Consider the following 13,566-nt stretch of genomic DNA (forward strand, 5'->3'; position numbering starts at 1 on the left):
AAGGTAAGAGAGAGTCTAATGTCGAGTAACACAGTCGCCCAGTTCGCTATCGAGCTGAAAATGCCTGCCAATGTGCTGCTAGAACAGCTGCGCGCTGCTGGCGTCGATCTCAATTCAGTGGAAGATAATGTCACTGATGGCGATAAGGCTCGCTTGCTCGAGTCTCTGCGTCGCTCGCACGGGGCCACCGAAGGCAAGAAGATCACACTGACCCGTCGTCAGACTTCCGAAATCCGTCAGGCTGATGGTTCCGGTCGGTCGCGCACTATCCAGGTCGAGGTCCGTAAGAAACGTGTCTTTGTTAAACGCGATACGCCTGAGCTCAGTGATGCGCCATCCCAAGTGGTTGGCTCAGAGCCTCCAAAAACAGCGCCCGCGGAGTCCCAAGAGATCTCGGCAGCGCCCAAACTCGCGTCTGCGCAGTCTCAGTCTCAGGCCCAAGCTGTTTCGACATCCTCTGCCGATGTAGATGCCACGCCTGCACAGACCGATCACTCCGCGACTGACAAAGTTGTCGAGCCTATCGCCCACCAGCCTGAGTCGACAACGGTTTTAGCTGCTCAGCCCAGCACAGCGCCTGAGTCAGTCAACGTTGACAGCTTGTCTGGCGATCCAGAAAAAGACCGCGCAGAAAGTACAACCCGCATTTCATCAGAGCCCTTGGCTACGCCTGCAAGTGAAAGTGCCGATGCCCCTGAGGACAAAGTTGCCGCAACGGCTGCATCCGTCAAGCCTGGCGATAGCACTCCTGCGGTTTCGCCAGAATCAGTCGATGTTTCCGCGGAGCCTGAGCAGGCTCAGGTTCAGGTTTCGGCGCAAGAGTCGGATAAGTCTCATCCTGTTTCAGCACACGAGGCGCAACTGCCCGCTGAGTCCGTCAAACCAGCCAAGTCAACGCGTGGCCGGGCCGTTGCGCCCGTCCATGCCGCGCCCATTGAGGGCGAAGCACGCGATGAGGCCCGTCGCGCCTCAGAAGCCGAGGCGGCTGCTTTGCGCGAAATGCTGAATCGTCCTCGCAAAGTGGTGCGGCCTCCGGAGCCTGAAGCTGCAGCACTGTCCGGGACTTTGCACAAGCCGAATGGTCCTGCCACAGCGAAAGGCGCTAAAAAAGAAGGCGCAGCGGACGCTTCGGGTAAGAAAGTACTCAAGTCGGGCGAAATCGCTTCGACTTGGACCGACGATGCTTCGCGTAAGAAACCTGCTGAAAAGCGCGACGCACCTGCAGCGCCTGGTCGTGAAGGCTGGCGTGCCGGTGGTAAAAGTAAAGCTGGCGGCAAAAAGGGCGCGCGTGGTGCGAACAACGTCGTTCAAGATCGTCGTGAACCCGCTCCTGTCGAATTTATCGCCCGTGAGATTCACGTGCCCGAAACGATCAGCGTTGCTGACTTGGCACACAAAATGTCCGTCAAGGCTGGCGAGGTCATCAAGCACTTGATGAAACTTGGTCAGATGGTCACGATTAACCAGGTGCTCGATCAAGAGACTGCGATGATTGTGGTCGAGGAGTTAGGCCATAAAGCTATCGCCGCCAAGCTTGACGATCCCGAGGCTTTCCTGGACGAATCCGCGCCGCACGAAGATGTTCAACTCTTTGCGCGTGCACCGGTGGTGACTGTAATGGGTCACGTCGATCACGGTAAAACCTCATTGTTGGATTACATCCGACGCGCGAAAGTGGCTTCCGGAGAAGCGGGCGGAATTACCCAGCACATCGGTGCCTATCACGTTCAGACAGAACGCGGCATGGTGACCTTCCTGGATACCCCGGGCCACGAAGCTTTTACGGCAATGCGTGCACGCGGTGCGAAAGCGACTGATATCGTGATTTTGGTGGTTGCTGCCGATGACGGCGTGATGCCACAAACCAAAGAAGCGATTCACCATGCGAAAGCGGCTGGTGTGCCACTGGTTGTCGCCGTGAACAAGATCGACAAGCCTGATGCCAATCCAGAGCGCGTCAAACAAGAACTTGTCGTCGAAGAAGTCGTTCCCGAAGAATACGGCGGCGATGTGCCCTTTATTTCTGTCTCTGCCAAGACCGGTCAGGGTATTGATGAGTTGCTTGAAAACGTCTTGCTCCAGGCGGAAGTTCTTGAGCTTAAAGCTGCGATCGACGCACCCGCCAAAGGTCTGGTGATCGAAGCGCGACTGGATAAAGGTCGCGGTCCGGTTGCAACGATTCTGGTTCAGAGCGGTACATTGCATCGCGGTGATGTCGTGCTGGCAGGCGCAAGTTACGGCCGAGTGCGAGCCATGCTTGACGAGAACGGTAAGCCGATCCAGTCAGCAGGTCCCTCGATTCCCGTTGAAATTCAGGGTTTGACCGAAGTCCCTTCAGCTGGAGACGAATTGATGTCTCTTGCCGACGAGCGTCGTGCTCGCGAGATCGCTTTGTTCCGTCAAGGCAAGTTCCGTGATGTGAAGCTTGCGCGTCAACAAGCTGCCAAGCTCGAGTCGATGTTTGAAAATATCGCCGAAGGCTCTCAGACCTTGTCCCTGATCGTCAAAACAGACGTTCAAGGCTCACAAGAAGCTTTGGTGGCCTCCTTGCTGAAGCTGTCCACTGAAGAAGTGCGTGTGCAAGTGGTGCATGCCGCGGTCGGTGGCGTTTCAGAGAGCGACGTCAACCTGGCGATCGCCTCTGGTGCTGTGATTATCGGCTTTAACGTGCGTGCGGATGCGAGCTCTAAAAAGCTGGCCGAATCCAACGGCGTGGATATCCGCTACTACAACATCATTTATGACGCGGTCGACGAAATCAAACTTGCCATGTCTGGCATGCTAGCTCCTGAGAAGCGGGAAGAAGTGATCGGCATGGTTGAGATCCGCGAGGTCTATACGATTTCGCGCATCGGTACAGTCGCAGGTTGTATGGTGACTGATGGGGTGGTTCGTCGCGACTCCCAGGTCCGCTTGTTGCGCAACAACGTCGTGCACTGGACTGGCTGGCTTGATTCGCTGCGTCGCTTCAAAGATGACGCCAAAGAAGTTAAATCAGGCTTTGATTGCGGGATCACCTTGCGAGGCAACAACGACTTGCAGGTCGGTGATCAATTGGAAATCTTTGAAATCAAGGAAGTGGCTCGCTCGCTTTAATGCCCACTAAATGAGTCGTCATAAACAAAAAACCTCTCCCGGCCGCAATTTAAGGCTTGCTGACCAGATCCAAAAAGATCTGGCCATCATCATTCAGCGCGAAATCGACATGAGTCGCGCGGGTTTGATCACGCTTTCCGGGATCGAGTTGACGACCGACTATGCGCACGCCAAGGTTTACTTTACGGTACTGGGTGCTGAGCCTGAGCAAGCCCAAGCTTTGCTCAACGAAAAAGCGGGTTGGTTTCACTCCCAGTTATATAAGTTGTTGCACATCCACACTGTGCCTACACTGCATTTCTTTCATGATCCTCGCCTCAAGCGCGGGATCGAGATGTCCGCATTGATTGACCAGGCCAATCTGCCTGGCCAGTACGCAGGCGTTCCCGACGAGCCTGAAGACAAGCCGTAAGGCTGTCGTTTTGGAAACTGACGATGGCTAAAAGACGCGGGCGCGTGCTCGATGGTGTGTTGTTGCTGGACAAACCTGTGGGATTGTCGAGTAACCATGCGCTTCAGCGGGCCAAACATGCGATGGATGCTCAAAAAGCGGGCCATACGGGCACGCTTGATCCTTTTGCGACCGGCTTACTCGTATGCTGCATGGGACGCGCCACAAAAATTTCCGGTGCGATGCTGGGGGCTGACAAAGGCTATCGCGCAACGATTGCTTTTGGCAGTGAAACGGACTCCGGTGACTTGACCGGTATCGTTGTGAGTCAAGCCCCCGAGGGTTTTGACGGTGTGCGCGAAGATTCATTGCGTGATGTGCTCGAAACCTTCAAAGGGACCCAATTACAGATTCCTCCCATGGTTTCGGCATTGAAACGGGATGGAAAGCCCCTTTATGAGTATGCGCGTCAAGGCATCACACTTGAGCGCGAACCGCGAGAGATCACGATTCGACAGCTTGATTTGTTGAGTTTTAGCCCCATGTCTGCCGAGATCCAGGTCCTGTGCACAAAGGGAACCTACATTCGTACACTTGCGCAGGACATTGGTCGCGCGCTTGGCTGTTTTGCCCACTTGTCAGCGTTACGGCGGACGCAAGTGGGTCCGTTTTCTCTTCAGGATGCGATTGCACTCGAAACCTTGCAATCAATGCAAACGCCAGAGAGTGTGTTGATTGCGTTGGAAGATTTACCCGCTGAGCTTGTGCCAGCGAAAAAAAGCACAGCTTCGCTAGGCGACGGTTTGCCTGGTTCCATTCATGTATCACCCGCGGACGATGTGTCCGCTCAGTCTTATTAAAGGATCTGTATGTCACGCGCATTGCGTAACGTTGCCATTATTGCCCACGTCGACCATGGCAAAACGACACTCGTCGACCAACTTTTGCGTCAGTCCGGTACTTTTCGCTCGAATGAGCGCATGACCGAACGCGTTATGGACTCGAACGATCTCGAAAAAGAACGTGGCATTACGATTCTGTCAAAGAATTGCGCCGTCGAATACGAAGGTACGCATATCAATATCGTTGATACCCCCGGACACGCCGACTTCGGTGGAGAGGTCGAGCGCGTGCTGTCGATGGTCGATGGCGTGCTGTTGCTGGTCGATGCTGTCGAAGGTCCCATGCCGCAGACACGTTTTGTGACCAAAAAAGCGCTTGCGCTCGGACTCAAACCTATCGTGGTGATCAACAAGGTTGACCGCCCGGGCGCACGTTGCGACTTTGTGATCAATGCGACTTTTGAATTGTTCGACAAGCTCGGTGCAACGGAAGAGCAATTGGACTTCCCCGTCATTTATGCTTCAGGTCTGAATGGTTATGCAGGTTTGACAGAAGACGTGCGCGAAGGCGATATGCGTCCTCTGTTTAATGCCATTCTTGAACACGTTCCGATGCGTGAAGATGATCCCGATGCGCCTTTGCAGCTTCAGATCACCTCGATCGATTACAGCACTTATGTAGGCAAAATCGGTATCGGTCGTATTCGCCGCGGCCGTGTCAAAACCGGTATGGATGTTGTGTGTCTCAACGGTCCAGATGGCGCGACTTTCAAAGGTCGAGTCAACCAGGTGTTGAAATTCAAAGGTCTCGAGCGTGAGATCGTCGATAGCGCCATTGCAGGCGACATCGTGTTGGTCAACGGCATCGAAGACATCGCGATCGGTACGACCTTGTGCTCGCCTGAAAAGGTCGAAGGTCTGCCGATGCTCAAGATTGACGAGCCTACGCTGACAATGAACTTTATGGTCAATACCAGCCCACTGGCAGGTCGCGAAGGTAAGTTTGTGACAAGCCGTCAGTTGCGCGAGCGTCTCGATCGAGAGCTCAAGTCAAACATGGCGTTGCGCGTTCGTGACACAGACGACGATACCGTCTTTGAAGTGGCGGGTCGCGGAGAATTGCACCTGACGATTCTGATCGAAACAATGCGACGCGAAGGTTACGAACTAGCCGTCTCTCGTCCACGCGTGGTGTTTAAAGAGGAAAACGGCGTCAAGCTCGAACCTTACGAGAATCTGAGTATTGACCTCGAAGACAATACGCAGGGCGCGGTCATGGAAGAGCTCGGTATGCGCAAGGCGGAGTTGCTCGACATGGTCAGTGATGGCCGTGGACGCACCCGTCTTGAGTATCGTGTGCCCGCACGTGGCCTGATCGGTTTTCAAGGCGATTTTATGACGATGACCCGTGGAAACGGTCTGATGAGTCATACCTTTGATGCCTATGGTCCAGTCAAAGAAGGTTTGCTGGGCGAGCGTCGCAACGGGGTGCTGATCAGTCAGGATGATGGCGCTGCTGTGGCGTACGCCCTGTGGAAGTTACAGGATCGTGGTCGCATGTTCGTCTCACATAACGATCCTGTCTATGAAGGCATGATTATTGGGATTCATAGTCGTGACAACGACTTGGTCGTCAATCCAATCAAAGGCAAGCAACTGACGAACGTGCGCGCATCCGGCACGGATGAAGCGGTGCGTCTGGTTCCACCGATTGATATGAGTCTTGAGTATGCGGTCGAGTTTATCAGTGATGATGAGCTAGTCGAAGTCACGCCCAAGAGCATTCGTTTGCGCAAGCGCTACCTCAAAGAACACGAGCGTCGCAAGATGTCCCGTGAGGGCGCGTAATACTGCGCGAGTCTTGAGGGTAATAAAAAATCGCAGCCTAGGCTGCGATTTTTTTGGATGACAATTCCAAACCTTGGGGATGTCGATGCGGCTTAGATCCCACCCAGACAGACGTATTTCATTTCCATGAAATCGTCCATGCCATAAACCGAACCCTCGCGACCCAGTCCCGATTGCTTGACGCCGCCAAAGGGTGCCATTTCGTTTGAAATGAGACCGGTGTTGACACCTACCATGCCGTACTCGAGCGCTTCAGCCACGCGGAAAATACGTCCGATATCGCGGCTGTAGAAATATGAAGCCAGACCATAATCGGTGTTGTTCGCCAGGCGAATGACTTCGGCCTCGTCGGTGAACTTGACGATCGGCGCGAGAGGGCCGAAGGTTTCCTCGCGCATGCAAAGCATGTCCTCGCTGACCTGAGTGATGACCGTTGGCTGGTAAAAGCGTCCACCTCGCGCGTGTTTGGAGCCGCCACACAGGATCTTTGCACCCTTGGCAACTGCGTCCTGGACGTGCTCCTCAACCTTGGCCACAGCAGCATCATCAATCAGGGGGCCAGTCGTGACTTTGTCTTCGAAGCCCTCGCCAACAGACAAGGTGCCTGAGACACGCGCGGCCAGTTTTTCTGCAAAACTGTCGTACACCTTGGCATGAACATAAAAACGGTTGGTGCACACGCAGGTTTGTCCGGCATTACGGTATTTGGAAACCATCGCACCTTCGATCGCCGCGTCGATGTCCGCATCTTCAAACACGATAAAGGGTGCGTGTCCACCAAGCTCCAAGGACATTTTCTTGATGCTGGGTGCGCTTTGCTGCATCAGGATTCTTCCAACTGGCGTGGAGCCTGTGAAAGTGAGCTTTCTGACAGTCGGGCTTGTGCACAGGACTTTGCCGATTGCGATGGACTGTTCGCTATCTGCGGTGAGGATGTTCAGAACACCTGCAGGAATACCTGCCTGTTCAGCCAGAACCGCGAGGGCGAGTGCTGAGAGGGGGGTCTGTTCCGCGGGTTTGAGCACGATCGTGCAACCCGCTGCCAGCGCGGGGGCGACTTTGCGCGTGATCATGGCGGTTGGAAAATTCCATGGTGTGATCGCAGCGCATACGCCGATCGGCTCGCGCAACACCAGCATACGGTTGGTCGCGATCGGCGCAGCGATCGTGTCACCCATTACGCGCTTGGCTTGCTCGGCGAACCATTCGACAAAGGAGGCGCCATAGGCGATTTCACCTTTCGCCTCAGGAAAGGGTTTGCCTTGCTCGATGGTCATGATGCGCGCCAGATCATCCGTGTTGGCATTGATCAAGTCGAACCACTTGCGCAAAATAATTGAACGCTCCTTGGCAGTGCGCGCGCGCCAAGCTGGAAACGCGGCGCTTGCGGCATCGATGGCTAATTGGGCCTGCTCGGCGCCTAGGTTCGCGACGTGTGCGATATGCGCACCTGTCGCAGGATTGTCCACGGCGAACATCTCACCATTTTTGGCATCGACCCATTTTCCGTTCAGGTAAGACTGCGAGCGTAGCAAGTCAGGGTTATTCAACTTCATGGGGAATACTGCGCGATCCATTTCTTCTCCAGCTTTAGACTATTAATGTGAACAATGCGTCAATTTCGCTTTATTCTAGTGCAGCGACGACCGGTCGTGCTGCTCCGTACTTGTTCTTCATACGGGCGCGTTCGGCTGCCGCCCCATGATTCCCGGATGATCCTGATAGAAATCGACTAAATGTTGCACCACGCGTTGCGGGTGATCTTCAATGATCAGGGTGTGTCGATCCAGAGGATTGATCAATGCGGTTTGTTCCAGTTGGCTCCGTATCCAACTCATTAATCCCTCCCAGAATGCCGTGCCGACCAAAATGACCGGGCCTGGGGGGATTTTCCCCGTTTGCATCAAGGTGACTGCCTCAAAGAGCTCATCCAATGTTCCAAAGCCGCCTGGCAACACGACATAGGCGAGGCTATGCATGAAAAATGTCGCTTTGCGAGAGACAAAATGCTGAAAAGGCAGGCTGATGGTCTGAAATTCGTTGTGTTTGGACTCTTTTGGCAGCTTGATATGCAAACCAACGCTGGTGCCACCCGCCTCGTAAGCACCTTTATTGGCAGCTTCCATGATGCCGGGCCCGCCTCCTGCGATGATCGTAAAGCCGGCCATTGCCAAACCTCGGGCGATTTCTTCGCTTGTGGCGTAATGGGGGGAGTCTTTTTTGATCCTGGCGCTTCCAAAGATGCTGATTGCGGGGCCAATCTTGGCCAGAGTGTCGGCTGCGTGCAGCATCTCTGACATAATTTGGGTTGTTTGCTGGACTGCCGGCGAAACTACTTCTTCTTTGTGGCCCATGAAAAAAACCTTGTTGCTAGTAGATGGATCGAGTTATTTGTATCGTGCCTTTCACGCCATGCCTGATTTACGCAACGCGCAGGGTGAGCCGACGGGCGCCATTTATGGCGTCGTCAACATGATGCGCAAAATGCTGCATGACTATCAGGCGCAGTATGCCGCATGTGTGTTCGATGTGCGAGGCAAGACCTTTCGTGAAGACTTATACCCAGAATATAAGTCACATCGCCCCCCGATGCCTGAGGATCTGGCCGCCCAGATCGAACCGATTCATGAGGCGATTCGTGCCATGGGTTGGACGGTGCTCGGTGTGGAGGGCGTCGAAGCCGATGATGTCATCGGTACTTTGGCCCATTGGGCGACAGATCACGATGTTCACACCATTATTTCCACCGGTGACAAGGACTTAGCCCAACTTGTCACACCTCACGTGACTTTGGTCAATACCATGTCCAATGAGCGACTCGACCCAAGCGCCGTCGTGCGTAAATTTGGTGTCGGGCCCGAGCGCATTGTGGATTACCTGATGTTGGTGGGGGATACGGTCGATAACGTACCCGGTGTTCAAAAAGTGGGACCTAAAACGGCTGCCAAATGGATCGACGAGTACGGCTCAGTCGATGCCTTGATCGAGCGCGCAGGTGAAATCAAAGGTGTCGCAGGTGAAAATTTGCGCGCCGCCATCCCCCAATTTCCGCTTACCCGTGAATTACTCACGGTCAAAATCGATTGCGACTTGAGTCAGATTGTCCCCAACATCGAGATGCTCTCACCCAAAAGTCCGGACAAAGAGGCGCTTCTCAAACTCTACGAGCGCTATGGATTCCGTTCCTGGCTGCGTGAGTTGACAGGCGACCAGGAGCGCGTTCCCGCAGGAGACTCGCGAGCCCCTGTGGAGGCTGCCAAACCTGCCGCACCAGAGCATAAGCGCTATGAAATGGTCACGGACAAGGCGACCCTGGAGACCTGGCTTGAAAAGATCCGCGCGGCCGAGTGCGTGGCGCTGGATACCGAGACGACTTCGCTGGATGCCATGCAGGCGCGTTTAGTCGGAATATCTCTTTCGGTCGAGGCGGGCAGTGCTTGTTATATCCCCATTGGCCATCGTGGCACGGACGCTCAGGGACAGTTACCCAAAGAGGAAGTGCTGAGGCTGATGAAGCCCTGGCTGGAGGACGCAGGGGCCGCCAAGTTGTTGCATCATGCCAAGTACGATACGCATGTTTTCGCCAATGAAGGGATCGATTTGCAGGGCGTTGCGGACGACACCATGTTGCAAGCTTATGTGCTGGAGTCACACCGGGGTGTTGGACTCGACGAGTTATGCCAGCGCTACCTAGGGATCAAAGGCGTGACGTATGAGGAAATTTGCGGCAAGGGCGCGCATCAGATCGGTTTTGACCAGGTCGACCTTGAGCGGGCCACCCAGTACGCCTGTGAGGATGCTGATTTCACCATCCGCCTGCACCAGGTCCTACGCCCCAGTGTCCGGCAGGAACCCAAGCTTGAATTCATCTATCAACTGGAGATGCAAACTTCACGCGTGTTATTCGAGATTGAGCGCACGGGAGTCGGCATCGACTCCGAAGAATTGGCGCGTCAAAGCCATGTGTTGGGCCAAGAACTTTTGTCGCTTGAACAGCGCGCCTATGAACTTGCGGGACAGCCTTTCAATCTCAATTCACCCAAACAACTAGGAGAAATCCTGTTTGGAAAGATGCAACTCCCGGTGGTGCGCAAGACTGCCGGTGGCGCCCCGTCGACCGACGAAGAGGTGCTCACAAAACTCGCAGAGGATTACCCACTGCCCAAGGTTTTATTGGAGTATCGCGGACTCGCCAAACTGAAGTCCACTTACACCGACAAACTCCCCAAAATGGTGAATCCCGCAACGGGCAGGGTGCATACGCATTACTCTCAGGCTTCGGTGATCACGGGACGTCTCGCATCGTCCGATCCGAATTTGCAAAATATTCCTGTGCGATCCGAGGCGGGTCGTCGTGTCCGTGAGGCCTTCATTGCCACAAAGGGCAAAATCGTTTCGGCGGACTATTCACAGATCGAATTGCGGGTCATGGCGCATGTGTCGAATGACGCAAATCTGCAAAAGGCATTCGCAGCAGGAGAGGACATTCACCGTGCGACCGCTTCAGAAGTCTTCGGTGTGCCCCTGGCGGAGGTCACGAGCGAACAGCGAAGGGCGGCCAAGGCGATTAATTTTGGTTTGATTTATGGCATGGGCGCCTTTGGGTTGGCCAGCAATCTCGGAATCACGAGAGATGCTGCCCAATCCTACATCGACCGCTATTTCGCCCGCTATCCCGGCGTGGCGCAATATATGGCTGAGACCAAGACACTTGCGCATGCTCAGGGCTTTGTCGAGACTGTTTTTGGTCGACGACTCTGGTTGCTGGATATCAATGCCGCCGGCGCGCGTCGCGCAGGAGCCGAGCGTGCGGCCATCAATGCGCCTATGCAGGGTACGGCGGCCGATCTCATCAAACTTGCCATGGTAGCGGTGCAAAACTGGCTGCGAGATCAGCGTCTGCAAAGCAAAATCGTGATGCAGGTTCATGACGAACTGGTGCTGGATGTGCCCGATGACGAGATTGATCTGATCAAACAAAACCTGCCTCGTTTGATGTGTGAGGTTGCAAGCCTCAGAGTTCCTTTGGTCGCAGAGGTGGGGGTTGGTCCTAATTGGGAGCAGGCGCACTAATTCAAAAAGTGGTGTGCAGATAAGCGATGTAAATGTGCGATGTTCATGAGCGATGTTCATGAGCGAAGCACAATTGATTCGTGCATAAAAAAAACCGCGCAGATGCGCGGTTTTTTCAAACGAGCTTTGTACTGATTTCAACGCACAGGCATGTGCTGCAAAGCCTGAATGCGGGCGGGGATAGGAGGGTGGGTGGCAAACATCGCACTGATACCACCACGACCAGCAATTCCCGAGGCCTCAAAGCTCTTGGGCAAGTCACCAGGCTCCAGGCCGCCCAGTCGAGCAAGCGCTCGGATCATGGGTTCGCGCGAGCTCAGCAATTGCGCCGAGCCAGCATCCGCACGGTACTCACGCTGACGGGAGAACCAGGCCACGATCAGGCTGGCGATAATGCCAAAAGCGATTTCGCAGACAATCACGGTGATGTAGTAGCCAGCACCGAGACCCTTGTCATTTTTAAGCAATACGCGGTCAACAAAGTAACCCACGATGCGTGCGAAAAACACCACGAAAGTATTCACCACACCCTGAATGAGGGTAAGCGTGATCATGTCGCCGTTGGCGATGTGCGCAACCTCGTGCGCCAGCACCGCTGATATTTCTTCTTCGGTCATGCCATCTAGCAAGCCTGTCGAAACTGCAACGAGAGAGTCGTTTCGAAAAGCTCCCGTTGCAAAGGCATTGGGCTCACCTTCATAAATCGCGACTTCGGGGCGACCGATTCCAGCGCGATCGGCGAGCTGGTGCACAGTATCGACCAGCCAAGCCTCGCGTGGGCCACCGGGTGCCTGAGGATTAATGACTTGGGCACCTGTGCTCCACTTTGCCATGGGTTTGCTGATCAGCAAGGAGATAATCGAACCAGTAAAGCCCACGATTAACGAAAAGATCAACAGCATCTGAACGTTCAGACCCTGTTCAGTAATGAACCGATTCACACCCAGAATGCTCAGCGTCACGCTCAGCACGAGCATGACCGCAAGGTTGGTAATGAGAAATAGAACGATTCTTTTCATGTTTGTTTGTTTAACTATTTGTTGAAAGTTAAAGGGAATGACAACCAACGGCACAGAGTGTAACTGTGACAATCAGGGATTTAAAGAGTTCCCTGTGGGACCTTCTAGCCCATCTCCCATCGCAGTCCGGTACCACTCGTGAAAATGTTGCATTCCGTCTTCCATGGGTGACTGGTAAGGTCCGGTCTCAGAGACGCCGCGCGCAAGCAACGCTCGCCTTCCCGCATCCATGCGCTCGGCGATTTCGTCATCCTCGATCGCGGTTTCCATATAGGCTTCACGCTGAGCTTCAACAAATTCGCGTTCGAACAGCGCGATTTCCTCAGGGTAGTAAAACTCAACAATGTTGACCGTTTCCTGGGGTGATTTCGGGTAAAGCGTTGAAAGTACCAGCACATGAGGATAGAGCTCAATCATATGCGTGGGAAAGTAAGTGACCCAGACCGCTCCAAAATCAGGCTCGCGCCCCTGACGGAATTGGAGCAACTTTTCATGCCATGTTTTGTACGCAGGCGAGCCGGGTTGAGACAGCGCGCGATGCACGCCCACTCGCTGCATGCTGTATTGCTCGGAAAACTCCCATGACAGGTCGTCACAGGTCACAAAGTGGCCCAAACCCGGGTGAAACGGCGCGACATGGTAATCCTCGAGATAAACCTCGATAAAAGTTTTCCAGTTGTAATTGCACTGGTGTACTTCGACATGATCCAGGACGTAATCGGAAAAGTCGAACTCGGGACGCGTAAACAGACTGCCGATGTCTTGAACCGGATCTCGTGGTCCTTCGAACAGCAAGCCGTGGCAATCCTTGATTGGAAAACGTTCCAAGTTCAGACAGGGTTTGTCATCGAACTGGGGCGCTCCCAAGAGCTGACCTTTCTTGTCATAGGTCCAGCGATGCAGGGGGCATACGATGTTGCCGCCCGTACCCACAAGATTGCCATGGGTATTGACATGACCCGCTACGTTGCCGGTTTTTCCGCCCAGCATCAATGCTTGCCGGTGTCGACAGACATTGGAGAGCAGTTCGACGCCATTTTCGCCGCGCACGAGTATGCGCCCATTGTTTTCATGGGACAAACTACGCCAGTCTCCGGGGTTGGGCACACCTTTGTGGTGCCCGACATACAAGGAGGACTGTTTAAAAATGTTAGCTTGCTCGCGTGCAAAAAGCGCTTCGTCAAAATAGGAACTGACGTGCAGCTGAGTGCGAGCCGGGGCTAAATGCACCATCCGACCAATGTCGGTCATGATTCCCTCCGCATGGAAGCATGCCAGGGTGATGAATGACACTCTG

At 54.3% G+C, this 13,566-nt stretch carries 9 protein-coding genes; 5 read left to right on the top strand and 4 right to left on the bottom strand.

What is annotated here, in order from left to right; translation table 11 throughout:
• Positions 1 to 18 precede the first annotated feature (18 nt).
• From infB to typA, 4 genes are read left to right on the top strand one after another with little or no spacing between them, the layout of a single operon-like run.
• On the top strand, positions 19 to 3,096 hold the full coding sequence (infB, locus tag QWY30_RS14475; protein ID WP_290242195.1) for a translation initiation factor IF-2: 3,078 nt from the start codon (positions 19 to 21) through the stop codon (positions 3,094 to 3,096).
• Positions 3,097 to 3,106: 10 nt separating this feature from the next.
• Positions 3,107 to 3,508 carry a 30S ribosome-binding factor RbfA gene (rbfA, locus tag QWY30_RS14480; protein ID WP_290242196.1) on the top strand — a complete coding sequence of 134 codons (402 nt, stop codon included), beginning with the start codon at positions 3,107 to 3,109 and terminating at the stop codon, positions 3,506 to 3,508.
• A gap of 23 nt (positions 3,509 to 3,531) precedes the next feature.
• Complete coding sequence (truB, locus tag QWY30_RS14485) at positions 3,532 to 4,347, top strand: tRNA pseudouridine(55) synthase TruB (RefSeq protein ID WP_290242198.1); 816 nt, start codon at positions 3,532 to 3,534, stop codon at positions 4,345 to 4,347.
• A 9-nt stretch (positions 4,348 to 4,356) separates the two neighbouring features.
• Entirely contained in the window at positions 4,357 to 6,177 is a 1,821-nt protein-coding gene (gene typA / locus QWY30_RS14490) for a translational GTPase TypA (RefSeq protein ID WP_290242200.1), read from the top strand.
• 92 nt (positions 6,178 to 6,269) lie between these two features.
• On the opposite strand, the gene QWY30_RS14495 is transcribed toward typA, so the two are convergent.
• Together QWY30_RS14495 and QWY30_RS14500 are read right to left on the bottom strand one after the other, a co-directional pair.
• Entirely contained in the window at positions 6,270 to 7,754 is a 1,485-nt protein-coding gene (locus QWY30_RS14495; protein ID WP_290242202.1) for an NAD-dependent succinate-semialdehyde dehydrogenase, read from the bottom strand.
• A gap of 96 nt (positions 7,755 to 7,850) precedes the next feature.
• Complete coding sequence (locus QWY30_RS14500; RefSeq protein ID WP_494338499.1) at positions 7,851 to 8,531, bottom strand: LOG family protein; 681 nt, start codon at positions 8,529 to 8,531, stop codon at positions 7,851 to 7,853.
• Between QWY30_RS14500 and polA the strand changes: the two genes are divergently transcribed.
• Positions 8,530 to 11,250 (top strand): DNA polymerase I, encoded by a 2,721-nt coding sequence (polA, locus tag QWY30_RS14505; RefSeq protein WP_290242204.1) that lies wholly within the window; start codon positions 8,530 to 8,532, stop codon positions 11,248 to 11,250. The genes QWY30_RS14500 and polA overlap by 2 nt on opposite strands.
• 137 nt (positions 11,251 to 11,387) lie before the next feature.
• On the opposite strand, the gene htpX is transcribed toward polA, so the two are convergent.
• Together htpX and QWY30_RS14515 are read right to left on the bottom strand one after the other, a co-directional pair.
• On the bottom strand, positions 11,388 to 12,269 hold the full coding sequence (htpX, locus tag QWY30_RS14510; RefSeq protein ID WP_290242207.1) for a protease HtpX: 882 nt from the start codon (positions 12,267 to 12,269) through the stop codon (positions 11,388 to 11,390).
• 72 nt (positions 12,270 to 12,341) lie between these two features.
• Positions 12,342 to 13,520, bottom strand: a complete 1,179-nt coding sequence (locus QWY30_RS14515) for an aromatic ring-hydroxylating oxygenase subunit alpha (protein ID WP_290242208.1) — start codon at positions 13,518 to 13,520, stop codon at positions 12,342 to 12,344.
• Positions 13,521 to 13,566: the final 46 nt, after the last annotated feature.

The sequence above is a fragment of the Zwartia panacis genome (assembly GCF_030410395.1).
In the GTDB taxonomy this organism is placed as follows: domain Bacteria; phylum Pseudomonadota; class Gammaproteobacteria; order Burkholderiales; family Burkholderiaceae_B; genus Zwartia; species Zwartia panacis.